Annotated in this window: 22 protein-coding genes; all 22 read right to left on the reverse strand. The window is 37.1% G+C overall.

From position 1 onward, the window contains the following. Positions 1-237 precede the first annotated feature (237 nt). Positions 238-756 carry a phosphate-starvation-inducible protein PsiE gene (locus tag ACTXGK_RS26145; protein ID WP_071003358.1) on the reverse strand — a complete coding sequence of 173 codons (519 nt, stop codon included), beginning with the start codon at positions 754-756 and terminating at the stop codon, positions 238-240. 99 nt (positions 757-855) lie between these two features. Beyond that, on the reverse strand, positions 856-1,734 hold the full coding sequence (gene folD, locus ACTXGK_RS26150; protein ID WP_443517606.1) for a bifunctional methylenetetrahydrofolate dehydrogenase/methenyltetrahydrofolate cyclohydrolase FolD: 879 nt from the start codon (positions 1,732-1,734) through the stop codon (positions 856-858). A gap of 229 nt (positions 1,735-1,963) precedes the next feature. Beyond that, positions 1,964-3,442, reverse strand: coding sequence for a capsule assembly Wzi family protein (locus tag ACTXGK_RS26155; RefSeq protein WP_443517605.1), 1,479 nt, complete (start codon positions 3,440-3,442; stop codon positions 1,964-1,966). A 61-nt stretch (positions 3,443-3,503) separates the two neighbouring features. Beyond that, positions 3,504-4,718 carry a DegT/DnrJ/EryC1/StrS family aminotransferase gene (locus ACTXGK_RS26160; RefSeq protein WP_443517604.1) on the reverse strand — a complete coding sequence of 405 codons (1,215 nt, stop codon included), beginning with the start codon at positions 4,716-4,718 and terminating at the stop codon, positions 3,504-3,506. 4 nt (positions 4,719-4,722) lie between these two features. Continuing rightward, positions 4,723-5,751 carry a GNAT family N-acetyltransferase gene (locus ACTXGK_RS26165; RefSeq protein ID WP_443517603.1) on the reverse strand — a complete coding sequence of 343 codons (1,029 nt, stop codon included), beginning with the start codon at positions 5,749-5,751 and terminating at the stop codon, positions 4,723-4,725. After that, the gene (locus ACTXGK_RS26170; protein ID WP_443517602.1) at positions 5,741-6,445 is read right to left on the reverse strand and encodes a GNAT family N-acetyltransferase; all 705 of its coding nucleotides are present in this window, start codon (positions 6,443-6,445) and stop codon (positions 5,741-5,743) included. Before ACTXGK_RS26170 ends, ACTXGK_RS26165 begins: the two co-directional genes overlap by 11 nt. Continuing rightward, positions 6,432-7,043, reverse strand: a complete 612-nt coding sequence (locus ACTXGK_RS26175; RefSeq protein ID WP_443517601.1) for a sugar transferase — start codon at positions 7,041-7,043, stop codon at positions 6,432-6,434. The genes ACTXGK_RS26170 and ACTXGK_RS26175 overlap by 14 nt, the downstream gene beginning before the upstream one ends. Before the next feature lie 41 nt (positions 7,044-7,084). Beyond that, positions 7,085-8,251 carry a nucleotide sugar dehydrogenase gene (locus ACTXGK_RS26180; protein WP_443517600.1) on the reverse strand — a complete coding sequence of 389 codons (1,167 nt, stop codon included), beginning with the start codon at positions 8,249-8,251 and terminating at the stop codon, positions 7,085-7,087. Positions 8,252-8,260: 9 nt separating this feature from the next. Continuing rightward, positions 8,261-9,517 carry a glycosyltransferase gene (locus ACTXGK_RS26185; RefSeq protein WP_522910133.1) on the reverse strand — a complete coding sequence of 419 codons (1,257 nt, stop codon included), beginning with the start codon at positions 9,515-9,517 and terminating at the stop codon, positions 8,261-8,263. 64 nt (positions 9,518-9,581) lie between these two features. Next, positions 9,582-10,733 (reverse strand): glycosyltransferase family 4 protein, encoded by a 1,152-nt coding sequence (locus ACTXGK_RS26190; protein WP_443517599.1) that lies wholly within the window; start codon positions 10,731-10,733, stop codon positions 9,582-9,584. Beyond that, a complete protein-coding gene (locus ACTXGK_RS26195; protein WP_443517598.1) occupies positions 10,717-11,883 on the reverse strand; it encodes a glycosyltransferase family 4 protein in 1,167 nt (388 codons plus the stop codon). The genes ACTXGK_RS26190 and ACTXGK_RS26195 overlap by 17 nt, the downstream gene beginning before the upstream one ends. A 38-nt stretch (positions 11,884-11,921) precedes the next feature. Beyond that, positions 11,922-13,052: an O-antigen ligase family protein gene (locus ACTXGK_RS26200; protein WP_443517597.1), complete on the reverse strand. Its 1,131-nt coding sequence runs from the start codon at positions 13,050-13,052 to the stop codon at positions 11,922-11,924. Positions 13,053-13,068: 16 nt separating this feature from the next. Further along, on the reverse strand, positions 13,069-14,235 hold the full coding sequence (locus ACTXGK_RS26205) for a glycosyltransferase (protein WP_443517596.1): 1,167 nt from the start codon (positions 14,233-14,235) through the stop codon (positions 13,069-13,071). Between the two features lie 245 nt (positions 14,236-14,480). Then, a complete protein-coding gene (locus tag ACTXGK_RS26210; protein WP_443517595.1) occupies positions 14,481-15,464 on the reverse strand; it encodes an NAD-dependent epimerase/dehydratase family protein in 984 nt (327 codons plus the stop codon). A gap of 50 nt (positions 15,465-15,514) precedes the next feature. Next, positions 15,515-16,483 (reverse strand): UDP-N-acetylmuramate dehydrogenase, encoded by a 969-nt coding sequence (gene murB, locus ACTXGK_RS26215; protein ID WP_443517594.1) that lies wholly within the window; start codon positions 16,481-16,483, stop codon positions 15,515-15,517. Next, positions 16,467-17,732: a UDP-N-acetylglucosamine 1-carboxyvinyltransferase gene (locus tag ACTXGK_RS26220; protein ID WP_443517593.1), complete on the reverse strand. Its 1,266-nt coding sequence runs from the start codon at positions 17,730-17,732 to the stop codon at positions 16,467-16,469. The genes murB and ACTXGK_RS26220 overlap by 17 nt, the downstream gene beginning before the upstream one ends. A 159-nt stretch (positions 17,733-17,891) precedes the next feature. Then, positions 17,892-19,181, reverse strand: a complete 1,290-nt coding sequence (locus ACTXGK_RS26225) for a lipopolysaccharide biosynthesis protein (protein ID WP_443517592.1) — start codon at positions 19,179-19,181, stop codon at positions 17,892-17,894. 27 nt (positions 19,182-19,208) lie between these two features. Continuing rightward, complete coding sequence (locus ACTXGK_RS26230; protein WP_443517591.1) at positions 19,209-20,231, reverse strand: NAD-dependent epimerase/dehydratase family protein; 1,023 nt, start codon at positions 20,229-20,231, stop codon at positions 19,209-19,211. 30 nt (positions 20,232-20,261) lie between these two features. After that, on the reverse strand, positions 20,262-21,539 hold the full coding sequence (tviB, locus tag ACTXGK_RS26235) for a Vi polysaccharide biosynthesis UDP-N-acetylglucosamine C-6 dehydrogenase TviB (RefSeq protein ID WP_443517590.1): 1,278 nt from the start codon (positions 21,537-21,539) through the stop codon (positions 20,262-20,264). Between the two features lie 40 nt (positions 21,540-21,579). Beyond that, positions 21,580-23,499, reverse strand: a complete 1,920-nt coding sequence (locus ACTXGK_RS26240; protein ID WP_443517589.1) for a polysaccharide biosynthesis protein — start codon at positions 23,497-23,499, stop codon at positions 21,580-21,582. Positions 23,500-23,594: 95 nt separating this feature from the next. After that, complete coding sequence (locus ACTXGK_RS26245) at positions 23,595-25,835, reverse strand: polysaccharide biosynthesis tyrosine autokinase (protein ID WP_443517588.1); 2,241 nt, start codon at positions 25,833-25,835, stop codon at positions 23,595-23,597. Positions 25,836-25,880: 45 nt separating this feature from the next. Beyond that, on the reverse strand, positions 25,881-26,312 hold the full coding sequence (locus ACTXGK_RS26250; protein WP_443517587.1) for a low molecular weight protein-tyrosine-phosphatase: 432 nt from the start codon (positions 26,310-26,312) through the stop codon (positions 25,881-25,883). Positions 26,313-26,324: the final 12 nt, after the last annotated feature.

Here is a 26,324-nt window from a genome sequence, read left to right on the forward strand (position 1 = left end):
CTGTATCTGCGCAGACAGAAGCGACAAAAATCGTTATCAGTAATACCGCCGCATTTTTAGAATATTTTTACTATAGTCGCTGTCTGTCATTATTAATATTGGCACGTAACAGTTCAGCACATAACATCTAGTGACTTATTTTTAAAGCACAAAAAGGCAGTCATGATGACTGCCCTTTTTATATCACTCTAACTTTAGAACGTTTACCAACCTCTAGAACGCGACTCACTATTGCCGTTATTCGCGGCGGTGCTTGGTATGGCTATCTGGCGCTTGCGCATTATCAGGCAGCATAGCCTTGACCGTTAAATTTGCATACTGTTTATCAAGATTGTCTTCTGGGCGACCAAATGTTTTTGCCGTCCAAGTCAGTATCACAATAGCCCCACTCAATAGCATGATTGCCACAGAAATCGTGGCCAGCAACCATAGATGAAAATAATCTGACACTGCCTGCACATCGACCACTAGATGTCGTGATAAAGCCGTTATGGCAATAAATATCAAAAACTGTACTGGCAGACGATGGGTTTTAAAGTAAATTCCTATCATAGCCAGCAGCTCAAGATAAATGAATAGCATCAAAATATCTTTTAAATCCGCTGAGCCTTTTTGGACAATATAGATAAACTCTTTACCTGCTGTCCAGACCACCACCACACTGATTAAAAATAAGATAACGTAATGACAGACATCGACAAACTCTCTGCCAATACCTTGTAGTCGCTCATGAATACCTACGTCTTTTTTAGCCATTTTTAGGTCCTATCAACTGAGGGGTGGTTGATTTGGCCTGAGGCTACTTTGCCTCAAGCCCCTTATCTATCGGCGATCAGCACTCACATGACTATCTTTTTAGTTAATACCCAAACCTGCTGATTTTTCAGCCGCATCGACCGTCTGGCGAATAAGCGTGTTGATGGTCATTGGGCCAACACCGCCTGGCACTGGTGTATACGCGCTAGCAATGTTTTCCATGCCTTGCATTTCAATGTCACCAACACCGCCGTTATCCGTTGGATGGAAACCAGCATCAACGACTACCGCACCAGCTTTGATCCAAGCGGCTTTGATCAGCTCAGGCACACCCACAGCACCAACTACAATATCGGCACGCTTAATATGAGACTCTAAGTCTTGCGTTCTTGAATGACAGATAGTCACCGTACAGTTCGCATTCAATAGCATCATCGCCATTGGCTTACCCAAAATAGCACTACGGCCTACGACCACCGCTTCTTTACCCGCAAGCTCGATATTATGATGCTCTAATAGATGCATGATGCCTTGCGGTGTGCACGAGCCATAAGCGGATTGCTGCATCGCCATACGACCGAAACCAAGACAAGTCACGCCATCGACGTCTTTTGCCAAGTCGATTTGCTCAAAGCATGCGCGCTCATCGATATGTTCAGGGACTGGATGCTGCAACAAAATACCGTGTACATCTGGATTGCTGTTTAGCTCATCGATCTTTGCCATGAGCTGCTCAGTGGTCGTGGCACTCGGCATCTCAACGCGTATAGAGTCCATGCCAACACGCTTGCAAGCATTGCCTTTCATACGAACATAAGTGGCAGAGGCTGGATCGTCACCAACCAATATCGTCGCTAAGCTTGGGGTGCGTCCCGTTTTATCTTTGATCGCATCCACGCGCGTGCGTAGATCCTGTTCTATTTGTTTGGCAAGTGCTTTGCCGTCCAAAACGGTGGCGGACTCGTGGGCAATAGACATAGTAACTCCAATAGAGGGTACGATATAAAAAAATAAAGACAGCGCGTGCAAGTACTTTGCATGCCTGTCTTTTGCTTCGTCAACCTTTGACTGATAATAATATTGTACCTGTGTACGCTGCAAAATCCTAGCGTGTATTGGGATACAATAAAAAAATGGCCTACTATCATCTAGTAGACCATTTTACTCTCATATATTCACGTCATTTATTAGCCGCTATAGACTAGGGCTAATAAGTCTGAAACTCTAGCCCAACGCCTGCTCCAATATCGCTTGACTGGGTATCAGAGTCTACGCCCCATAAGCGAGATGTCACTAAAGTTTTTGGATTCAACTGATGCGCCCATGATATATCAATAGCTGTCAGCTTATCTTTCATTGGAAATGCTTGGTTATCAGACTTTCCAGTGCGACGATCTAATTCTCCTGACTGATTGACTTTAGCATATTGCAGTTTTGTATTTACAAAGTTTCGACTATCTAACCATAACTTGCCACCTACTGATATGCTCTCTGCATCGCCGCCCAAAGAATGCCCGAGTGGATAGCCTTGCTGGTAGTAACCATCAGTATACGTACCATGATCATAGGATACGCCTCGGACTTCGCCACTGGTACGTGTGTCTGCATACTCTGTATACAATTGATATGGTTTTCCATAAGCTTCAGAAGCGTAGTCAGCACCAGCAAGGTACATGTTCTTCGCTGGTAGCCCGCCCGCCTCATCTTCGCCCACATACTGCGCGTATACTGTGGCTGGAATATTTACCAAAGGCGCAAGATTCATACGCGCATCAAAACCACCTAATTGGTTAGCAGGGTCTTCACCAATCGTAGCACCATTGTCACCATTATCTTTAGTGCCTAAAACAGCATCACCAAAGGAGCTAAAACTCTCTGGACGACCTTCCCCGCCCCACATAAAGGTTCGAGACGCACCAACTTCTAACCACTCCCATGGACTTGCAGTAAGGCGAGCACCAAATAGCTTAGCATCTGGTACGGCATCATAATCTTCAAGTTGACCTGCAAATAACTGATACTGCCATGGACCAACCCATGAAAGATAAGGTGATGTTGGTGCATTTTGCTCATCACGTTGCATGGTGATACCTGCAACAGGACGACTGGCATCGCCACGAATCAAACTGCCGTCAGTACCGGGGCCCCACCATGTCGGGATCTGACCGGCAATCAACCATTGATTGGCAGCAGAGCCAGCAATATATGAACCTTCAAAACTCAAGTCGTTGCTGTCTTCAAGCAAACTGTCGTTTTTTAGATTGGCTTGAAGTTTCATCTCCCAATTTTCTTCACTCAAACTGAGCGCTGCTGAAACCTCTTGCCCTGCTAAATGGTTATCAGCAAAAGTTTGCGGCAACTGCTGACGATCGGTCTGTACATAAGCATCTACTTCCGCCTTCACTAAGGAGTTGGAGTTTTTAGCAAGTGTTGCACGAACTGACTGTAGTACTTTTTGCTGTGTGTCAGTACTCACCTGAGCCGTAGTGATTGCTTTTGTAATTTCATTAGCAGTTAAAGGCCATGTGCTGGTACTAATGTGAGTGACGCCTTGTGCATTTAACCATTCTAGCTCTGATTTTAGCTTCATATCATTCATATACAAATTCTGTGCTGAGGTTAGCATGGATACCATACCCAGCCCTACTAACACACTCAGCTGCTTGTACTTTCTTTGTTTAGACATAATTATCTACTCTTTATAAAGTGTACTTATCCAGAATAGATAAGTCTTAATTGATCATCGTTTATTTAGCGTCTGCATCCGCATCGATACGAGCAAGGACTTTGCCTAAAGCCTGAACAGTTTGCGTAACCTCTGCCTCTGTCAATGTCGGATGCACCAAGAACATGAGGCTCGTCTCACCAAGCGCCTTGGCAACTGGCAGACGTTCTTTGGGACGCAGCGCTGTATCATCAAAGGCTTTTTCTAAATATACTTCAGATGCCGAGCCTGAAAAGCACGGCACGCCTTGCTCATTAATAGCAGCGATGATGCTATCACGTGTCCAGCCTTCAGGCAGATTTTCAGGCTTTACGTAAACGTACAGCTTATAATACGCATGTTTGGCATCTGCAAAATCTGCGCTGTTTTCTAAACGCGGGACAGACATATAGCCTTTGTCTTCCCAGCGCGCGCACGCATCCAAGATCGCCTGCGCATTTTGTGTGCGCTTTTGTGTCCAATCGCTCATCCGCGTCAACTGAATACGCCCAATAGCAGATTGCATTTCAGGCATGCGCCAGTTGGTACCAAAGCTTTCATGCAGCCAGCGATAGCCAAGTGGGTGCTTTTTTTCATAGACAGCAGCGTAGCTTTTACCGTGGTCTTTATAAGCCCACATGGTGCGCCATAATTGCTCGTCATTGGTGGTGACCATGCCGCCTTCACCGCCTGTGGTCATGATTTTATCTTGGCAAAAGCTCCATGCGCCCACATGACCGATGCTGCCCACACTGCGTCCTTTATAGGTGGCACCGTGTGCCTGCGCGCAGTCTTCAATGACGTATAAATTATGCGCATCCGCCAATGCCATAATGCCATCCATATCGCAAGGCCAGCCTGCTAAATGCACGCAAATGATGGCCTTGGTTTTATCGGTCAATACTGCTTTGATGGTCTCAGGCGAGATGTTGCCAGTCTCGGCATCCACATCCGCAAATACAGGCGTCGCACCTGCATTAACCACACAAGAGATACTGGCAATAAAGGTGCGCGGTGTGACAATCACTTCATCACCAGCACCGATATCTAATGCTTTTAATGCCACATCTAAGGCAAGCGTACCATTGCCAACCGCGACCGCATATTTACTGTCTGCCCATGCGGCAAACTCCTTTTCAAACTCGCGCCCTTCTTGACCTGTCCAGTAGTTTACCTTGTTGGATAACAAAATAGCGCTGACTTTGTCGGCTTCTTCTTGTGTAAAGCTTGGCCATGGTGAGAATTTATTATTTAACATATCTTTACTCACTATATCTATATAATGGAAAGTAATTGATCTGACTTTTCTCGTAGTCAATATTAAGACTTTCAAAATTTCTTCTAGTTAAAACATCATATGTCTCTGAATCAAATATTCTTTTCACTATAGAAAAACTCTTAGTATTTCTAGCAAAACCGTACTTAAAATCAAATAAAGAATCTTTCTTAGAGCCAACTCCTCCACCAAGAATAAAATACTTTAAACCAGCGCTATGCATATCTTCCATTGCACAAGCAAGAATCAGTTTCATCGGATGATCTCTATAAAATTCTGGCAATGTCCCGCTTAAATGATACTCTCCAAATACACTAGTATGCATCATAACAGCAGAAGCTACAGCCTGATCTTCAAAATAAACTGTATATAACATCGCCTTAAAATTATCACTAGAAAATAGTTTCTCATAGAAGTTTTCATCAAAATAGTAATAACTACTAGCACCAAGTTTATCCATAGTTAAATCATAGATTTTCTTGAACTCGCTGATATTTTCAGATATAGCTTTGTAGTGTCTCTTCAAAATAAAATCTGATTTCTTCAATTTTCGAACGTCTCTTCTATGTACTTTACGCATAGAAGCATATATATCTTCCAAACTTTCATTTAAATCAAAGTATACAATCTCACCTAGTTTAGTACTATTTTCAATGGCTTGGCTGTTTATAATTGGGTGAAGCCTAGAAAACAAAGAAACATAACCAAGACTGCTAATTTCTTCGAAAGCCTTATTTAACAAAATATTTTGATCTTCAACATTATCTGTTGAAAATAGAGGTCCTGGATAACCGTAAACACTGACTAAATCTTTCTTTTCTGTTCCTATAATATCTCTCTCTAACAAAGGAAATAATAAAACTTTATCTTCGTACTTAAATAAAAATAAAACAGGAGTACCTTCATTGTTAATATAAGATAAATTATGAAACTCCCATGTATGGTAAAAATCATGCTCAAAATCATCAACTAGTTTGTTCCAAGAAATGCAATCTTTAATTATATCAAGCGACATTTTTTACCATCCTAAAGACTAATTTTTCATAAAAAAATGATAAATCAACATCATCATCTAAAAAACTTGAATCAACAACTAAGAATCCATTAATATATTCCTTGAAAGTATATAAATCTTGTAAATTCAGAACACTTTGACCTTTATACTTGAACACATTAGGTTCTATCAAGAAAAAATCTATATCGTTTACAGATGCATTAGAGAACCCAAATTTATTATAACAATGTCTATCATAAATCTTGATATTACTTTCATAACCACCTTCAAAGTTAAATACTTTGATATGATTGTTTTCAACTACTTTAAAACCTAAATCTTTATACCAACTAACTGCTCTTATATTTTTTGCATCTACATCAAGCGAAATATCGATATTTTTTTCCTGTGATTTTTTGATAATAAAAGACATTAATAGTCTGCCGTAACCATTACCTTGATATTCGTTTCTGACTACAATATTATTTATGTGTAAAAAACTCTTAGTTTCTTTACAATGAATTACGGCCAACAAATTTCCATCTTCTACAATTCCATAAAATCTATGTTCTTTTTCATCAAAAATGGAATCTAAATAGCAAATTAGTTTTTTATTATAATATACTGTACCTATCAAATAATTTTTTTCGATTTCATTTTTATATAAATTATTTACTTGCTCAGAAAATATAAAAGATAATTTATCGACCCTCATTACTACCTCTCTCTTTATCTAAATCCTCCATCGATAAGCTTGTTAAATCTGCCACCCCTTCACTTTTTAATACTTTTTTTAAGGTTAATAATATTATTTTTAAATCTAACAACAAACTTAAATTATCCACATAGTACACATCTAATTTGAAACGTTCTTCCCAAGATAAGAAGTTGCGACCACTTACCTGAGCCAGACCGGTAATGCCAGGACGAACATCAAAGCGCTTACACTCCTCTTCTGTATAATATTCCATATAGCGCATTAACAAAGGTCTTGGGCCAACGAGACTCATATCGCCCTTTATTACATTCCACAGCTCTGGCAACTCGTCTAGACTACTATTCCTTAAAGCCTTACCAAAAGGTGTCAGCCGCTCACTGTCTGGGAGTAAATCACCATGGTCATCAACAGCGTCCCTCATAGAGCGAAATTTAATCATCTCGAAAGGAACACCATGTTTACCTGGACGCACTTGACGAAACAAGACAGGCGAGCCCAAGTTTTTCTTTACCTTGTAAGCAGTCACCGCATAGACAGGCGCTAAGGCCACAAGTGCGCTAGAAGCTGCTACGATATCAAACAGTCGTTTTATCATTTCAAACCCAACTTACCAAATATTTTCTGTTATACCGATTTCTAATCGCTACCGAATAAATCACGCGTAAATACTTTTTCAGTGACATCTTCTAATTCTTTTGCCAAACGGTTAGTCAAAATAACATCAGCCCTTTCCTTAAATTTAGCTAAATCACGGAATACTTGTGAACCAAAAAATTCATTTTCTTCTAAAGCTGGCTCATAAACAATGACTTCGACTCCCTTAGCTTTTATACGTTTCATAACCCCTTGCATAGCACTGGCTCTAAAATTATCCGATCCAGTTTTCATTATTAAACGGTATATACCTACTACTTTAGGCTTTCTTTCCAACACAGATTCTGCAATAAAATCTTTACGCGTACGATTTGCATCAACAATAGCACGAATAATATTATTAGGTACTTGTTCGTAATTGGCTAACAGCTGCTTTGTGTCTTTAGGCAAACAATATCCACCATAACCAAATGATGGATTATTATAGTGATTACCAATACGTGGATCTAAACCCACTCCTTCAATAATCTGTCTACTATCTAAGCTTAATGATTGAGCATAGCTGTCTAGCTCATTAAAGTAGGCAACACGCATCGCCAAATAAGTATTAGAAAATAATTTAACAGCTTCAGCTTCAGTATTTCCTATAAACAATACATCGACATCTTTTTTAACTGCACCTTGTAATAACAGATTGGCAAATTCTTTTGCTATCTTGGAATCTTCACCAATGATAATACGTGACGGATATAAATTATCATGCAACGCCTTTCCTTCACGTAAAAATTCAGGAGAGAATATAAGATTTTTAGTATTAAATTTTTCTTTAGCTTCTTCAGTGTATCCAACTGGTACTGTAGATTTAATGACTATTGTAGCCTCTGGGTTAATATCAGTCACAACAGTAATGACTGATTCTATACTTCGAGTATCAAAATAATTAGTTTTGGTATCATAATTAGTAGGGGTAGCAATAATGACAAAATCAGCATCTTTATATGCTTCTTGCTCATCAAGTGTTGCCTTAAAATTTAGTTGATTATTATCTAAAAAGGACTGGATATCCGTATCCTCAATCGGTGATTTCTTCGCATTAAGTAAGTCAATCTTTTCTGACACTATATCAACCGCTACTACTTCATTATACTGAGCTAAAAGCATGGCATTAGAAAGACCCACATATCCCGTTCCAGCAATTGCTATTTTCATATCTTAATCCTATAAATATTTACCAGGTGCTCTAATTTCTACATTATCAGTTTTATCTTGAAGCGCTAAATCCAGAATAGATATAAGCTGCGCAGCAAGAACATCTCTATCGAACTCTTTCTCAGCCAATTTACGAGCGGATAAACCTGCTTGTGCCAACCATGTCTTGTCATTCATTTTCTCGTGCAGTTGTTCTGCAACTACTTCTACAGGTTGTTGCCACACGGCTAATCCACATTCATGTGATTTGACTAAATCATATATCCAGCCACCATGATTTATAAGTATAGGCTTACTAGCGGCTAGAGAATCAAAAAATTTATTAGCGGAGTTTGCTCTTGCTTCAGGAAGGTCTATGACTAAATTAGATGTCATGGTAGCAGCACCAAATAAAATGGGCATATCTCCTTTTGACATAGCAGCCTCGAAAAAGACATTTTGTTCAAAAACTCCTAAGTCTTTAGCTTCCTTCATTATATTGTTTTTTTCCTTTCCATCCCCCACTAATAGAATTCTAATATTGGAGTTTAGATTTTTTAGCTCTTTAGCTACTTTAACTATGTAGTCAACACCATTAACTTTACCAAGAGTACCAGCATATACTAATAAAGGTCTAGAACCCAGCCAAGTACGATCTGTACGAAACTTTTCTGCATCAGACTCATTATAAGTAAACTCAAAATTATCACTACTATTAGGGATAACAGCCACCTTATTACTAGGATAGCCTGTTTTTACAACGCCATCTTTCATACCAGGTGATAATGCAACAATAGCGTCAGAGTTTTGGTACGTCCAATTTTCTAATCTTTTAGCTACACGCTGTAATGTGCGATTTTTAAGGGCACCCATCGCAATGGGCATTTCTGGCCAAAGATCACGCACTTCAAATACCATAGGAATTTTGAGCTTGCGAGCAGCCATAACAGCAGGTAGACCAATGGTTAGCGGTGTGCTTGTCGCAAACACCACATCGCCTGATAGCGAGACTGCCTTTTTCTTGGCTTTATATGCAAAGCTTATAAAAGCTTTTATTCGTTGAGAGTAACTCATATCATTAGAATAGGGTACAGGATACCAATGTACTTTAATACCCGCCTCATTTGTAGTAAACCAATCAGCGTGCTCATCATTTTTCTCTCTAAAACTGGTTACCATATTGACTTCATGACCTGCAACAACCATACGTTTAGCCATTTCGTACGACCTAGTACCACCAGACATTTGAGGTGTAGTAAAATATTGGTGTAAATATATGATTTTCATTTTTAAAACCTATAAACTATTTATGAATAGACAAAACTTCAGTTAGAACTTTCAAGCTATTATTTTATAAATTTCGATAAATACTTTCATACTGTCTAGCTATCGAGTTCCAGTCATGGGCTTTAGCTATTTTGCTAATAGGAATTGAGTACTTATTAGGATTATCAATCATAGTTTTGAGTGCTTTTTTTATAGTATCGACACTGTGATTACTCACCTTTTCTCCGATATTTTCATTATAAAAACCGTCTATACCTTGTCCTTCAGTATATAAAATAGGCATACCTTGTAACATGGCCTCTACATAAACTAAGCCGAAAGTTTCAGTAAGAGAGGGCATAGCAAAGATGTCGCAACTCTGAAAGATATCTTTTAGCGTTGCCTTATCATGAACTTCACCATGATAAGTCATCAATTTCGGATGATCTTGAACCAATTGCAAGACTGCTGATTCGTCATCACCACCACCACCTACCAGATGCAGTTTCACCCTATTACTATGATCATTATCAATTGATATAATTGCCTTTTGTAGATTTAATATTTGTTTCCGGTTTAAAAAGGTACCAATATATAAGATGTTAATAACATTGGTTGTGTCTATACTCTTTTGCTCGGACAATCGGTTTTTCACCCAATAACTATCAACACCGTTGGGTATAACCTCAAGTTTATCTTTTAGTTGATTTTTTATTTTTACTAATGATTTTTGAGTCAATAACTTATTTTTATAAGATTTTGATATTATAATAATTTTAGATGCTTTATTGATAATTTTTCGCCCAAGAGGACGTACATAAATAAGCTTTTTTTGAAATAAATTTATATCAGTATCCCTGACAGCAATGATGAAAGGTATATCATACTTTTTAGATAGCAAGTAAGCCACCCCACCATCACTGTACCAAGTATGCGCATGGATACATTTAACTTTATTGAAGTCAATTTTTGATTGGATATCTTTATATATTTTAACTATTTTCAAAGGATAGAGTGCTCTATCTATATGCCAGTTGAGTATGGCTGAATATAGGATTGTAGATCCTTCAACCTTGAGAGCAACTCGATTATTGCCAATTTTGTTTCTATCTCTTACTGCAGTATATACTGTCTGTTTGATACCCATCTGATCCAACTCGGAAACTAAATTCTTATATACTTTAGATCCAGCATAATCGTTTGCTATATGCAAAATAATATTATTTTGTACAGACATTTTGATGAACCTCTCTTTCATGTCTAATCGCGTTAGGCCACGAAAAACCGTTTGATAACTTAGCCAAACTCTTATTTTTCAGTAATATCAAAATACGAGCGCTTATGGCATCAATGAAGTTTTCATCTAGCTCAAAACAGTTAGAACTACCAATTGCTTCTGGAATACCGCCACGATTAGACCCTACTACATGCACGCCACAAGCTTGAGCTTCTAACGTTACTCTTGGTAAACCTTCATTCAAACTGGGTAATATAAGTACGTCCAACATATTCATAATTTCAGCCACGTTTTCAGGCTCTTGTTTGCCAAGCATATGTAGATTCTTAATTTTGCTTTTAGCTAACTTCTCTTTAAGCTTCCGCTCTAACTCACCATTTCCTACAATTACAAAACTAATATCATCTAAAGAGTTCTGTAGCTTTAAAAAAATTTCAGGTAATAATAGTACGTTTTTAATAGACACAAAATTGCCAATAAATCCTACAACATGGCTAGTATTAATGCTGTACTTTTCAATAATTTCTATCCTACGTGCATCGTCATATCTGTAAAATGCAGAAGAAGGGCCAGTATATAGAACACTCTTTTTAGCTTTAATACTAATCGTGCTTGCGGTTTCTAACAGTTTCTTACTTACAAAGAAATTATGGTTTGCTGATTCTAATAGCTGTTTGATTTTTTGTTTAGACTTTGTACTTTTAGATGGTGTGATGTTGATATCCGATCCATGCCAAGTGGTAATAAATGGGATAGAATATCTATTCTTGACAAGTTTAGAAAGGTATGAGGCCTCTATACCATGTGAGGAAAGTAAATCATACTGTTCAAAGATTGGTAGATAATTCTCTAACTGTTTTTCAGAAAGAACGATATTTCTATGTAAACGGTGGGTTAACAAGTAGTCAAGCGCACCCATTTTTATCCATAAGTTTTTGAAAGTTATTCCGTCTATTGTGTAAAACTCATCTAAAACTGATTTACCAAATTGCCTTTTTAGTATTCTCATGACTATTCCATAATCTATTCTGATCATATAACAGTCAACTTCAGACTCAATCGCCATTAAATGCTTAGTTCTTTCAATAACATTATTAAAAAAACCTTTCCGATTGCTTGGATTACCTACTAAAACTTTAGCAATTTTCATTATGAAATTATCCCATCTATTATCTTAATTTCTTAAAGTTAAAGACTATCTTTTCTTGTGGCTATTAGATAGGGTAAGAGTAAAAAATTTATATAAGCAAAACTTGACCAATACCATCTAGAAGTCATTGAAATAACTAGAGCTAGCAATAAAAACAATACGAAAATAACCTTCTTATCTTTATTCCAATTGCTTTTGAATAGAATTGATATCATAGATATGAGTAAAATTACGTACAACATAAGCCCAACTATACCAAAGCTAGTTAGCATATCTGCCCAGTCGTTATGCGAATCATGACCCACATATGTAAGTGTCGAATTATAACCAAGACCGAATATATATACTATCGCACTATCAGAGTTATACCATATATTAAGTATTTCGTTAATTATGTCATCTCTTCCAGCTGTATCTCCTTCAAATACTAAGTTCACTCTATTAACAATAGTCTCATTACTAGTATAAATATTGTAAATAAAAGGATAGGACAATAATAATATTACCATAGAGATAAATATTTGTTTTATTTTATTTCTCAAACTTTCAATATAAACATCTTTAAATATTAATACTGTAAAAGAAAGGAAACCTATAAGAACAGCTACTCTTTTATTACTGTCAATCATAAAATATATTAGGAATGTAGTTAGTAGAAGAGATACTATTTTATTTTTTATAAGTAAAACAAATGGAAATAGACCCATTATAAAATATATAGAATTACTTACTACGTCTTCTTTTCCTGTATCTACTTTAATAGAAGATACAGACTGATAAAAATTCAAAATAAAAAATGGTAACACTACAAATAAGAATATTATAAGCTTGTTTTTATTTAAAATACCTTTCTTAGAAAAATAATAAAAAGGAAAAAAAGGAAAAAAGTTTAGCATTACACTTTTTAATATATTTATATCTGAAAGTCCCGATGTTGTTATATACATAAGTATATTATAGAAAACAAATATAAACCAAACTAGTATAAAGTTCGTTACTTGACTTCTATTCAACAATATCTTTGGAATATATACAATGGAAACGGTTAGAATAAATACTAAAAGCATCTGACCAATAATATTAGGCAAACCTATAGCTTGCTGACAGTAATATACAATTACAGCAAACAATAATGAATTACATACTAAACTGTCTTTACTTAGCTTCATCAATTAATAACTTTTATTAGTGGCCACTGTAGCTTAAATATCTAAACTTTTTAAATACTGACCTTAATTTCTCTTTTGGTCTAATTATTATAGCTATTTGATAAGCTATATCTAGAGGTAAAATCTTTGCAGTCTTTGCTCTAAGATATATAGGTAAGTACTTATCGTAAATCTTTTCAGAAGAAAAGTTTTCTTTTGCAAAATCTATTAAGTTCTCTTTATCTTTCGAACTGAAGGTTTTCAAAATCTCATCCATAATTAATTTTTCTGGGCGCTTCTCAAAGTATCTATTAGAAAAATTTGTATCAGATACTAAAGAAACGTTCTCTTGATTTACAACTATAGGAGTTTTGATATTCGAAGTTGGTGCTAACATAGTTTTACCAAGCAACGCTGCTTCCATAAAACCTCTACCCGTTCCTACTACAAAATCGGCTATATCTATCAATTGAGAGGCTTTGACCGTATATTTTTCATCGGTTATAAATGTAATGTATTCAGACTGATATTTCGATAAATCTTCAAATATTTTTTTATCTTTAACATAACCTACCACTAAAAGTTGAGTCTCAACTCCTTCGTTTCTTAGAAATTCAACTAGTTTTATCGATTGTAGTATACTATCTTCGTGTAAACTAGAAAAACGTGCAATTCTTAAAACTATAGGAAAGTCTGTTTTCAGATTTCTTTTGATATCCTCAATATTGCTATTATTTTGCTGCGTAGCACTAGCCCTGTTAGGTATTAAGCTTAAATTAGATTCTTTGAATTTATTTTTTTTCTCTATAAATTTTAGGTTTTCTAAACTATAGAGTACTATTTCATGACTAAAAGGAAAGAATTTGGGATTCTTCCCGCCACATAAAGTTATTAATACTGGCGTATTTGTTATTATTGAAATTATCCTAGCATAGTAGAATGAGTTTATGTCAAAAGCATGAAGCACATCAGGTTTTTTCTTACGTACTATCTCTAATGCTCTTAAAGAAGTAGAAAGAATGTTTTTAAAGGTTAAATGAGTATATTTATCATCAAAATGATCTAATACTGGGGATCTATTTACTCCAATAGAGATTATTTCGATATCTTCATATTTATTAAATATCTTAGCAGTTTCGTTAAGGCTGTGATAATGCCCACCTTTGCCTTCTTTACTTGCAGTAATAAAATAAACTACTTTCATAGCACTATCTCAAATTCTCAGTCTTAATCAGCATAATGATAAAATGGATTTTCAAGAATTAATCATTAATATGATGGTTATACTATTCATCATAATTCGATGAATAGTTTTTTATTCTCGTAGGGTATCTACATACTAATACATTTAGATATTATAGTCTCAGATCAAATTAAAGCTTATTATCTTTTAATAGTTTCAAAATGACCGAGCTATGCTGAACTTCACTATATAAATGATGACATGCTCTAATTAATCTTATAGAAATGACAATACCAATCTACAAATTTTTTAACACCTACATTGACTTCAACCTGTGGTTGATACCCAATTTTAGTGAATAAGGCTTCTGTATCTGCCCATGTACGTGGAACATCACCTGCTTGCATTGGTAAATATCGACAAATTGCCGACTTACCTGTAGCTTTTTCGATAGCCTTAACAAAGCTCATCAAAGCTACAGGACTACCATTACCTATGTTGTACACAGCATGAGGAGTATTATCACCATCCGAAACAGGAGGTAATGTAAACAAATGTGTGATGGACTCTACGATATCATCAATATAGGTAAAATCACGCTCCATATTTCCCTGATTATATACGTCAATAGGCGTACCATTGATGATAGCTTTAGTAAATTTAAATAATGCCATATCAGGACGTCCCCATGGCCCATATACTGTGAAAAAACGCAATCCCGTCGCTGGCAAATTATATAAGTGCGAGTAGGTATATGTCATAAGCTCATTAGCTTTCTTAGTAGCGGCATATAGACTAATAGGCTCATCTACTCGATCTGCAACTGCAAATGGAACTTTGGTATTTTCGCCATACACTGAACTTGAAGACGCATACATCAAATGTTTGACATTATTTTGTCTACACCCTTCTAATATGTTCACATGACCAACTAAATTTGAATCAACATAAGCATGAGGATTGTCTATAGAGTAGCGTACACCAGCTTGAGCTGCTAAATGAATAACAGCATCAAATTTTTCGATAGTAAATAAATTTGCGATACTCTCTCGATCAGACAAATCCATCTGAATGAACTGCACGTTAGTCAAGTTATCTAAATCTGATAGACGAGCTTGTTTTAATGCGACATCATAGTAATCATTTAGATTATCTATTCCTACAATACGATACCGACTATTATTAGTAGCCAACTTTTTGGCGGTAGCATGGCCAATGAATCCAGCTATCCCAGTAATTAATATTTTCATAGAGCCTCAAATTTCAATATTAAAAATTTCTCTTGTTTATATTCTAACGATTATATATTCCGTATTTCTCCGTTAGGTGATACAAACTTGGCTTCTACTACCATTTTGTATCCTGTATGATTATAAACAACTTCTCGAACTTTATTGATTAAATAGATAATATCAATAGCCTTTGCATTACCTTTATTGATTATAAAATTGGCATGCAAATCAGAAACTTGAGCATCGCCTTGAGTCATTCCTTTTAATCCACAGTTTTCTATAACTTTACCAGGCGTACCATACCTTGAATACATATCAGGATTACTGACAAATACCGACCCACAGTTAGGTTGTTTACGCGGAAATTTACCTCTGCGGGAGAGTAATATTGCTAGCATCTCTTGTCGAATGGCTTCTTTACTTTTACTGTCATCTAAAATCAACTGAACTTCTGTTATTAGCTCATTATTTTGTTGGAAGATAGAGCTTCGATAAGAAAAACCACATTCTTCATTATTGTATGTTTTTAAAGCTCCTGCGGTATTTATCGTTTCAACCCTAGTAACTACGCTACCAATTCCTTTTCTCTGGCTGCCACCATTCATCACCACGAGACCACCCACAGTACCAGGTATACCACAAATATGCTCAATACCTGATAACCCTGCCTTCATTGCAGTTCTAGCCAGCTCTGGAACCCAAACTCCAGGAGTGACCGTAAGCATGTTATCGCTTATAGCAATATTTGAAAAAGTATTATCTATTTTTATACAAACTACTTTCAAACCTTCGTCTGAAAACAGTAAGTTTGTTGTATTACCTATAACAACAGAAGGTACATTATGCTCATAAAGCCACTTGCGCAGTTCTATTAACTCGAACTTATTTTTTGGCCTTACCACCAGTTCGGCGTTTCCTCCTACTTTCCATTGGCTAAGTGTAGACAATGGAATGTCGAGCTCTACGCTTTCTGGGAAAAGTGTTTTTAGCTTTTTCTTATGAGTTATGTCCATAATTTTATCAACAAATATTTCCACTACAGTTAGCACCTAACGCTTTTAATTTAGGTATTAAATCTACATATCCACGGCCTATTTGCCAAGCATCTGTGATAACTGTTTCCCCTTCCGCAGCCAAACCACACAGCATAAGGGCGATACCAGCTCGTAAATCTAAAGCCTTTACCTCAGTTCCAACCAATCCACCTCTGTTGCCTTCTATTTTTAGCATGTCACCAGATACTTCATATTGAAGACCCATTCTTCCCATTTCTTTTGCATATCCGTAGCGACCTGGAAAGCGTAAATCTATTATTTTTGATTCACCTTTTGCATAAGCAGCCCAAGCCGCCAATATAGGTTGTACATCTGAATTGATACCAGGGTGTGGACCTGTACTAATTTCTACGGGATAACATGATCCTCCGCGCACAATAAGAGAGTCTTCTCCTTGATACAGCTTTGCACCAGCAGACTTCAAATGTGCAAGAACTACCTGTAAATCCTCATATGGAAAGTCATGAATTTCAATATCACCTTTAGTTATTACTGCGGCTGCTAACCAGGTGATAGCTTCCATATTGTCAGCAATAACCTTATGTTTAACCCCCGACAAATGGTCTACACCATTGATTTCTATTCGCTCTTGACCAAAGACTGTAATTTTTGCACCCATTTTATTTAACATTGCTATAAGATCGAGTATCTCTGGACGAATATGTGGGTTCCATATCCGAGTAGTACCCTTAGCCAATGAACCTGCTAAAATTGCATTCTCTGTAGCACCCGTTGAGCGCATTGGAAGGTGTATATCTGAACCTATAAGTCCACCTTTAGCTTCCGCACAAAGATAATCACCCTCCTCCCATATCTTTGCCCCCAATGTTTCTAGCAGCATTACATGTAAATCATATTTTCGTTCACCAAGTTTACAACCTCCTGGTAAGGGGACTCGGCCTTCACCAAAGCGCGACGTTAATGCACCTAATATAAGTAAAGTATTTCGAATAGAGCGTCCTTCCCAAACCAAACTTGTCATTAAGTTTTTATTTTCTTTAATTACTATAGTATTCTCTGATAAGAGAACAGTATCTTTGCCTAGCGCATGCAACATACCCACATGTACCTGAGCATCCAAAAGTTGAGAGGGATAGTTTTCGAGCACTATATCTTCTTTTGATAAAATACTAGCAGCGAGTAGACGTAAAGCAGAATTTTTTGCGCCTGCTAAAACCACCTCACCTTCTAATTGACTTTTAGAAACTTTTAATACGTGTTGATTATTCATACGAAACCTTATGAGTTATTATCTATTGCTTAGCATGCTCTAGAAAATTCAAATAAATTTACGACTGTAAGTCTACTAGTCAAGCTTATAATCTTAAGCTCGCTATGACTAAAACTATATAAACTAGTAACTTTAATAGATTACTTCACGGAAACTCCGCTATTTCATCAATCTAAAAATAAAGACAGTCTGAAATAAATAATAGATAAATAGGTACGAGCTCAAAATAAAGATAAACTGTGTACTTTGTATATTAAAATGTTTTGCTACAAAGAAAATTACCACTAAACCCAACACCCTAGTGATGTTTAAAATTAAGAATAGAAATTGAGAGCCTGTAATATTCAATACTTGTGTTAATGGACTTGAAGTAAACTGTAACAAAACGAAAGGGGATAAGATGGCAGCATATTTCCCCGCCACCTCCCACTCTACACCAAAAACAATTCTGAACATTGGTTGAGCAAGAAACATTACCATTAAAGTCAGAGGAACACCCAAAAAAAATAGTTTCTTTTGTACATCAACTGCTAACTTTCTAACCCTTACTAAGTCTCTACGACCGATCATAGCAACTTCTGCGTAAAATGCTTTTGCCATTGCTTGCGCTATTATCCCTGTAGGCATTGATATAGCAATCAAAGCTAAACTTAGTTGACCCGTTACTCCTCTATCGTATAACGCTGCCATCATTAATACTGGAGCATTACTGGATACTTGAAGTAACAGTTGCGAGGGTAACCTAAAGATAGGAAACTGTTTATAATAGCCCGCCACAAAAACTAATCTTTTCTTATTAATCATTGGCCACAATCTTTTAAAATCTTTAAGAGATGACCTTATAAGACTAACAGCTCCACCACTTTGAGATAAAAACTGACCAAATATCAGGCCTATAGGCTTGAAACCTAATAGACCCAGTATTATTTTGAATGCATTTCCTGTCAGTGATTGCATCAATTGCGTTTTAGCCATGACCTTATACTGCTTTTTCCTAGTAGACCATGCACTGAATAGCTCATAAACGGCAGTACCTATAATACCTAGCAATACTAACCACCACCATTTTGTAAGCTCAATCATGTCGAATAGAGCAAAAAAAGAACGACCAAAAACAGATAAAAGTATCAGTAGAGCTGTAGAATAAAGAGCAATCAAAAGCAAGCTGATAGCCATTAAGTTAATGGCCATTGCATCTTTCTTCGGTAATGGAATCGCTGTACTATATCTCATAGTCACGCAAGGTGCTAATATTCCAACGATAGATATGTATAAAGCCAATAAGCCATAATCTGATGGCGTATAAATACGGGTAACAATGGGTATACTTGCAAAGCCAATAATTCTTCCAGCACTCGACCCTAGGGCCAATGTAAACATGCCTTTGAAAACACTCGAAGAATCATTTTTTTCGAGTTTGCGAGTCAAGCGATCAAATAATTTTTTCAAATTCAAAATAGACAATTTTATAAAATTTTAATGAAGTAAATTGACATACCAAGGCATTGCTTTTTCAATACCTTGAAAAATATTAAATTCTGGCTCATATCCTAAAGCATTCTTTATTTTACTAATATCTGCCTGGCTATGACGTACATCCCCTTCACGGAAGTCTCTATATACAGTACTTTTGGTATAATCTATTCCGTTAAGCTTAAGGTTCTTGTGTAGCTCTGTAAACAAGGTGTTTAATGTTGTCCGACCGCCCACCGCTACATTGTATACTTCATCTTTGGCATCATCATTTGCAGTCGCTGCCAATATATTGGCTTGTACCGCATTTTCAATAAAGTTAAAATCGCGGCTGGTCTCACCATCACCATTGATATAGACATCATCACTAGCAATCATTGCTGCCGTCCATTTAGGAATCACTGCTGCATATGCACCATCTGGTGTTTGACGTTTGCCAAAAATATTGAAGTAACGCAGACCAATGGTTTTAAAGCCATAAGTGCGCGCAAATACTTCTGCATAAAGCTCATTGACATACTTGGTCACTGCATATGGCGATAGCGGCTTACCAATATTATCTTCCACTTTAGGTAACGCTGGATGATCGCCATAAGTTGAGCTACTCGCTGCATAAGTAAAACTGGATACCTCTGCATCACGTGCCGCAGTCAATATGTTTAAAAAACCTGTAATATTTGCGCTATTGGTCGTGATTGGGTCTTTAATAGAGCGTGGCACAGAGCCTAATGCAGCTTGATGCAATACATAGTCCACACCCTTGCAAACTGTTTGACAGTATTCGAAGCTGCGAATATCGCCTTCTATAAAACGAAAATTCTGCCACTGCTCATCACTCACTTGTGACTGTACTTCGTCCAAGTTGTGCTGAAAGCCTGTGGCAAAATTGTCTAAACCTACTACAGTCTGATTGAGCCTAAGTAACGTCTCAAGCAAATTTGAACCGATAAATCCAGCCACGCCTGTAATCAGCCATTTTTTTTTGTTATTTAGCAGCTCTTCTTTGACTTGCTCATACTTTGACATAATGCTTTCCAATCTTAAGCTATTGATCATTTATAGGCGAATATCAGTGTCATCTTTGGCAAACAGATATTTCAGATCATACAAGACATGGTTATCACGACCTAGCTCTCGGATGGCAGAGACGCCCATTTGTGCAAACTCTTTGTGCGCAACCGCTAGAATAATGCCGTCGTATTGACCAGAATTTGGCTTAGTGATCGGTGAGATATCATACTCATGCTCAGCTTCTCTCGCATCTACCCAAGGGTCATAGACGTCAACATCGACATTATATTCTTGCAGTTCATGTACTATATCAATAACCTTGGTATTACGTACATCTGGGCAGTTTTCTTTAAAGCTTAGACCTAGGATGAGTACTTTTGCACCTTCTACTTGAATACGCTTTTTGATCATAGTTTTGATAAGCTGCGTGGTCACGTACTCTCCCATACCGTCATTGAGGCGACGTCCTGCCAAGATGATTTCAGGGTTATAGCCGATAGCTTGTGCTTTATGGGTAAGATAATACGGGTCAACACCGATACAATGACCGCCGACCAGACCCGGACGGAACGGTAAGAAATTCCATTTAGTACCAGCAGCTTCTAGCACTGCTTCAGTATCGATATGCATTTTGTTAAAGATAACTGCTAACTCATTAATCAGTGCAATATTGACATCTCGTTGCGTGTTTTCAATAACTTTAGCTGCCTCTGCTACCTTAATACTAGGTGCTTTATGAGTACCAGCAGTGATGATTAGGTTATATACCTTATCGACAAAGTCTGCAACCTCAAGCGTTGAACCAGCTGTTACTTTCAGGATATTAGTAACACGGTGCTCTTTATCACCTGGGTTAATACGCTCAGGACTATAACCTGCATAAAAGTCTTGATTAAAGGTTAGGCCTGATACCTTCTCTAATACAGGGATACACACTTCCTCAGTCGCGCCTGGATATACCGTTGACTCATAAACCACGATATCATTTTGTTTTATTAGGCTACCGATAGCTTCTGATGCTTTGATCAAAGGTGTTAGGTCAGGCTGCTTATAATCATCGATAGGAGTAGGTACAGTAACAATAAAGAAATTACAATCCTTTAACTCATTGATATCTGAGCTATATCTTAAATTTTTGGCTTCTGCTAGTTCTTCCTCGCTAACCTCTAAAGTATGATCAGTACCTGTATTGAGTGCTGAAATACGTTCAGCATTGATATCAAAGCCCATCACTGAATGATGTTTACCGAACTCTACTGCTAATGGCAGCCCCACATAACCAAGACCAATAACGGCAATTTTAATATTATTAATATTTAGCATAGTATCTATCAACCAACCTTATCAATGAATGTCTTTCAAATTATGAGTGAACTGTAGTATCTTCTTTATATCCATCTACAAAATGTTTGAACTGCGCCTTTAGCCACACAACGTCATATAATTGAGATTTTTCTGGTAACTTTTCTAATATTTGCTCAAGATCTGCTAGAGAAAACCTATGCTCCATAGCTTGCATAATAAGAGGATGAGCAGTTTCTTCAACATTGTCATCACCGATTATAAGCTCTTCATAGAGCTTCTCTCCAGGACGAAGACCTGTAAAGACAATTTCGATATCACCATTAGGGTGTTTGTCGTCTTTTACCTCATGCCCGCTTAGATGAATCATGCGCTGAGCTAGATCGACAATCTTTACTGGCTCTCCCATATTAAGCACAAAAACCTCACCACCTTTTGCCATAGCACCTGCCTGTATTACTAGATTAGCAGCTTCTGGAATAGTCATAAAATAGCGTGTTACATCAGGATGGGTAACAGTAATCGGAAGACCTTTTTCGATTTGCTTGGTAAAAACAGGCACCACAGATCCTGATGAACCGAGGACATTGCCGAATCTAACCATACTAATACAGGTTTTGCTATCTGGCTTTATTGAGGTAGCCTCATGACTCAATGCCTGGCATACAAGTTCTGCCAAACGTTTTGAGGCACCCATCACATTAGTAGGTCTGACAGCTTTGTCAGTAGATATCAAAACAAAGGTTTCTACATCTGTTTGAATAGCAGCACGAGCACAATGATAAGTACCGCGACTATTATTAATAGCCCCTTGAAACGGATTATGCTCGACCATAGGCACATGTTTATATGCTGCTGCATGATAGACTGTTTGTACATGATAAGTCTGAAATATCCTCATAAGGTTATGCTCATCAGTCACATTACCAATAATGGATACGATCTCAATGTCCTGATATTCATTACGACTAGCCTGTTTTGCCAAAAGCTCTTGATGAATACTATAAAGTGCGAACTCTGACAGCTCGTACAAAACCAGACAAGTTGGTTCATTTTTGATAATTTGACGGCACAACTCACTACCGATAGAACCACCAGCACCTGTTACCAAGACAGACTTTTTTGCTATATTTTTCTTCAGTAAGTTTTCGTCAGGCTCTACAGTTTGGCGGTCTAATACATCTAATATATCAATCTTGCGCATATGGCTAACAGTGACTTTTTCGTCAGCCAATTCTTTTAGACTGGGTAGTTCTTTTATCTTAATAGAAATATGTGAAAGCTTTTCAATAATCTTGCGCTTACGAGCACGGCTAATCGAGGGTACTGCCAAAAACACTTGGGCAATATCAAGGGTATTTACAATATCCAATAAGTTATCAGTATGGTAAATCTTTTTACCCATTATATGAGCACCTGTTAGCTGACGATCATCGTCAACAAAAGCAATCACACTATATTTATGTGAATTGCTCAAACCTTTCATCAACTCCTGCCCTGCTTCACCTGCACCATAAATTAAAATATTATCATAATCTATAAGCTCACCCTCAAAACGCTTACCTTGCCATCGCTTCAATAATTCTTTGATTGTAAGACGACTATTCCATAACCATATATAGAGCAAAAACAGAAACAAAATAGGGACAGATCGAGGTATTTGTGGTAGTACGTCAAAGTAGATAATCAGTTCGTAAAAAATAATCAGCACAAGAAACAGCTGCAATATACCACTCATAACTGTATCAAGAAACCCTCTAGATACACCATGATAAAAACCCACAAAGTATAAACCAATGACAGGAGTTAATGCATACAGACTTAACGCCCATAAACTAATATGAAGCTCGATATAACCATAGCGCAATAACAGTGACAAAAACAGACAGGCAATAGCCATCACAAAGTCTGCACTAATAAGAATTATACGCTTGACATATCTTGGTCGCGACAACAGATACTGGGCTATAGATTGTAACAAATTTTCACCTTCAAGCTTTGGCTTATATTTAACATTATGTGATGACTTTTTGGACGTATGATTCGTCCATTCACTTTACATTACTTTTAAAAAATCTACTGATTGTTACCATATGTATAGCTATAGTGATAGCTATATTTACTCATTATGCCCTGTTGCACATCATTTAAAATAATACCATCTACCTCTATATTGGCTTTGTGCATTTGATTGATAGCATAAACTAGCTGCCCCTCAATTGAGCTATCGTATCTAGTTACCATTAATACTTTATCAGAATATTGCGCCAATATCATAGCATCAGATGCCGCTAATATTGGCGGTGAATCGATAATTATATAGTCGTAATGTATATTCAATTCCATCATCAATTGATTTAGTTTGCTATCAGAGAGCAACGATACAGGATTGCGTGGATGTTCACCTCTGGGGATAAAATCAATATTATCTATACCTGTAGAATGAATAAAATTACTCAGCGCCGCCGATGAAATGTTACTATCTTGTGGCAACGCATTACCATGTTGTGATAAGTAATCAGCTAAGCCATTATCTTGACTCATACTAAAAATTTTGTGCAACTCACCCAAGCGCATGTCTGCATCTATAATCAATACTTTTTTGTCTAGTTGAGCAAAGACTTCTGTTAAGTTAGCAGAAATAAATGATTTTCCAACACCAGGACTTTCACCAGTGATAAGTATGACTTTCGCTCTTTTGCTTGATTGTTCTGATGCTGACATGCCAAACATTAAGCTGGTTCTTAAACTTTTAATAGCTTCATAACTCAAACTATTACTATCGGCATATGCTAGCAAACGAGAAGACGTTTTCTTATCTTTACGTAGCTTTGTCAGTAAAGGTGAACGAGGGATCGTTGCGACCACAGGTACACCCGTTTTTGCTTCGATATGTTCAGGGTCCTTAACTACATTCCTAAGCACATTTTTAAGTAGCACTAACGTGGTTCCTAGCATGGCGCCTAAAAACATGGCTAGTATGATAATCAAAACTTTCTTTGGTGCGATCGCACGATGAGTACTAATCGGCAAATCAATGATACGAGCGAAACCAATTTGACCAGCTTTAACGATCTTTAACTGTTCATAGTTTTTGAGTAGCGTGAGATATATTTCTCTATTGATCGTTGTATCAGCCGATAACTGTAAAAACTCTCTTTGTATCTCAGGTAAACCCGCAATAGTATTATCTATTTCTTTTCTTCTAGCATTCAGTACTGCAAGTTGATCATTGATCTGGATTACTAGCGGGTGTTCTTCTGTATAATAAGTAGTTAGATCCGCTTTTTTTAATTTTAGCTCATTGAGTTGCATCTCAATTTGCGAGCTCTCGGTTAAGAGCAACTCAGCTTCTTTTGCCACGTCAATAGTACCGTATTTTTTACGAAATTCATTAAATATTGCTTCAGAATCTTCCAATCTTTTCTTTAGGGTAGGGATTTGAGTTTCCATAAAGCTGATGGTTTTAGTGGTTTCTTCAGAGCCACGAGACTGATTTTGATCAATATAAGACAAAACGATTTGTTTTAGGATCAAACTGGTTTGTTGCTGATTGTCTCCGGTCATAGACAACTGAATAATGCCTGTCTGCTTGCCTTTTTCAACCACAGATAAAGCACTATTCAACCGCTCTGTCGTCATTTGAAGAGACTGCTTAGTAAGATTAATTGAATATCCATCAGCAGGTAGACTATTTACTGTTACTTGAATTTGACCGTCTGTGCCTTTGAACTGCTGGGGCTGGCCAATCTGACCTTTGAAATCTTCAAAGCCATTACTTAAGATAAACCCAGTCTCTGAGCGCATTAAGCTAAATGGTTGATTTAAGTACTCTTGAGACACATTAAACTGACTGACCTCTACTTCACCATTTTCAGTTTTAAGTGATACACCTTCAGGTTTGTTTATTTGAGTCGCAGTACTATTACTTTTTATTTTGTCCAGAGCCCCAATATTAGGGTCAGATAGGCGAATACGTAGATGCAATAAGCTGACAACAGGCTCTAAGATCATACGCGACCTTATCAGCTCTGCTTCTGCTTGAGCCTTACTGACTTCCGATCCTACTAACTCAGAAATATCAGCCCCTAGTGCTGCCACTCCTTTGGAGTTCTCTTCAATTTGGATAAGTGCATCTGACTTAAAGGTAGGGTTGACATATCTACTATACAAAACCCCAATTACTAGGCCTAATACAGCAAAAAATATGATGATTTTCCAGTCACGCAAAATGGCAAACAGCAGCGCCATAAGATCAATGTCATCATTATCTTCTTTCGAAACACGTTTTGATAAATTTTTCGAATCTGTACTCATAACTATACGTCTACCACTTCAGCTTGTTCATCGGATAAGCATTACTTAGCTAATTTTGTCGGCCCACTGATCGAGACCATCAACAATATCTTGATATGCCGTCTCAAAAGCGCTCATTTCATGTTTATATGGGTCAGCAATATCTTTGTTTTGCCAGTGACCAAGCTTAAATGTTTTACCACGGCAAAATGGCCAACGTTCCTCAATCCATTTGGTCTGACTATCTGACATGGTAAAAATAAGATCAGCTTTTTTTGCTAATTTTTCGTCAATTTGTTTGGCTATATGGTCTGCAATATCTATCTGCTGTTCAGACATGATTTTGAGAGCAGATGGATCTGCAGAATGCCCAACTAAAGCGCCCACACCTGCAGAGTCGATTACCTTGGTAGGATAATGCTTTTTTAGTAACGCTTCTGCCATCGGACTGCGGCAAATGTTACCGACGCAAACGACTAAGATATTATTAAATGCCATAATAGTTCTTAC

This window comes from Psychrobacter sp. T6-5 (assembly GCF_052258485.2).
Taxonomy (GTDB): domain Bacteria; phylum Pseudomonadota; class Gammaproteobacteria; order Pseudomonadales; family Moraxellaceae; genus Psychrobacter.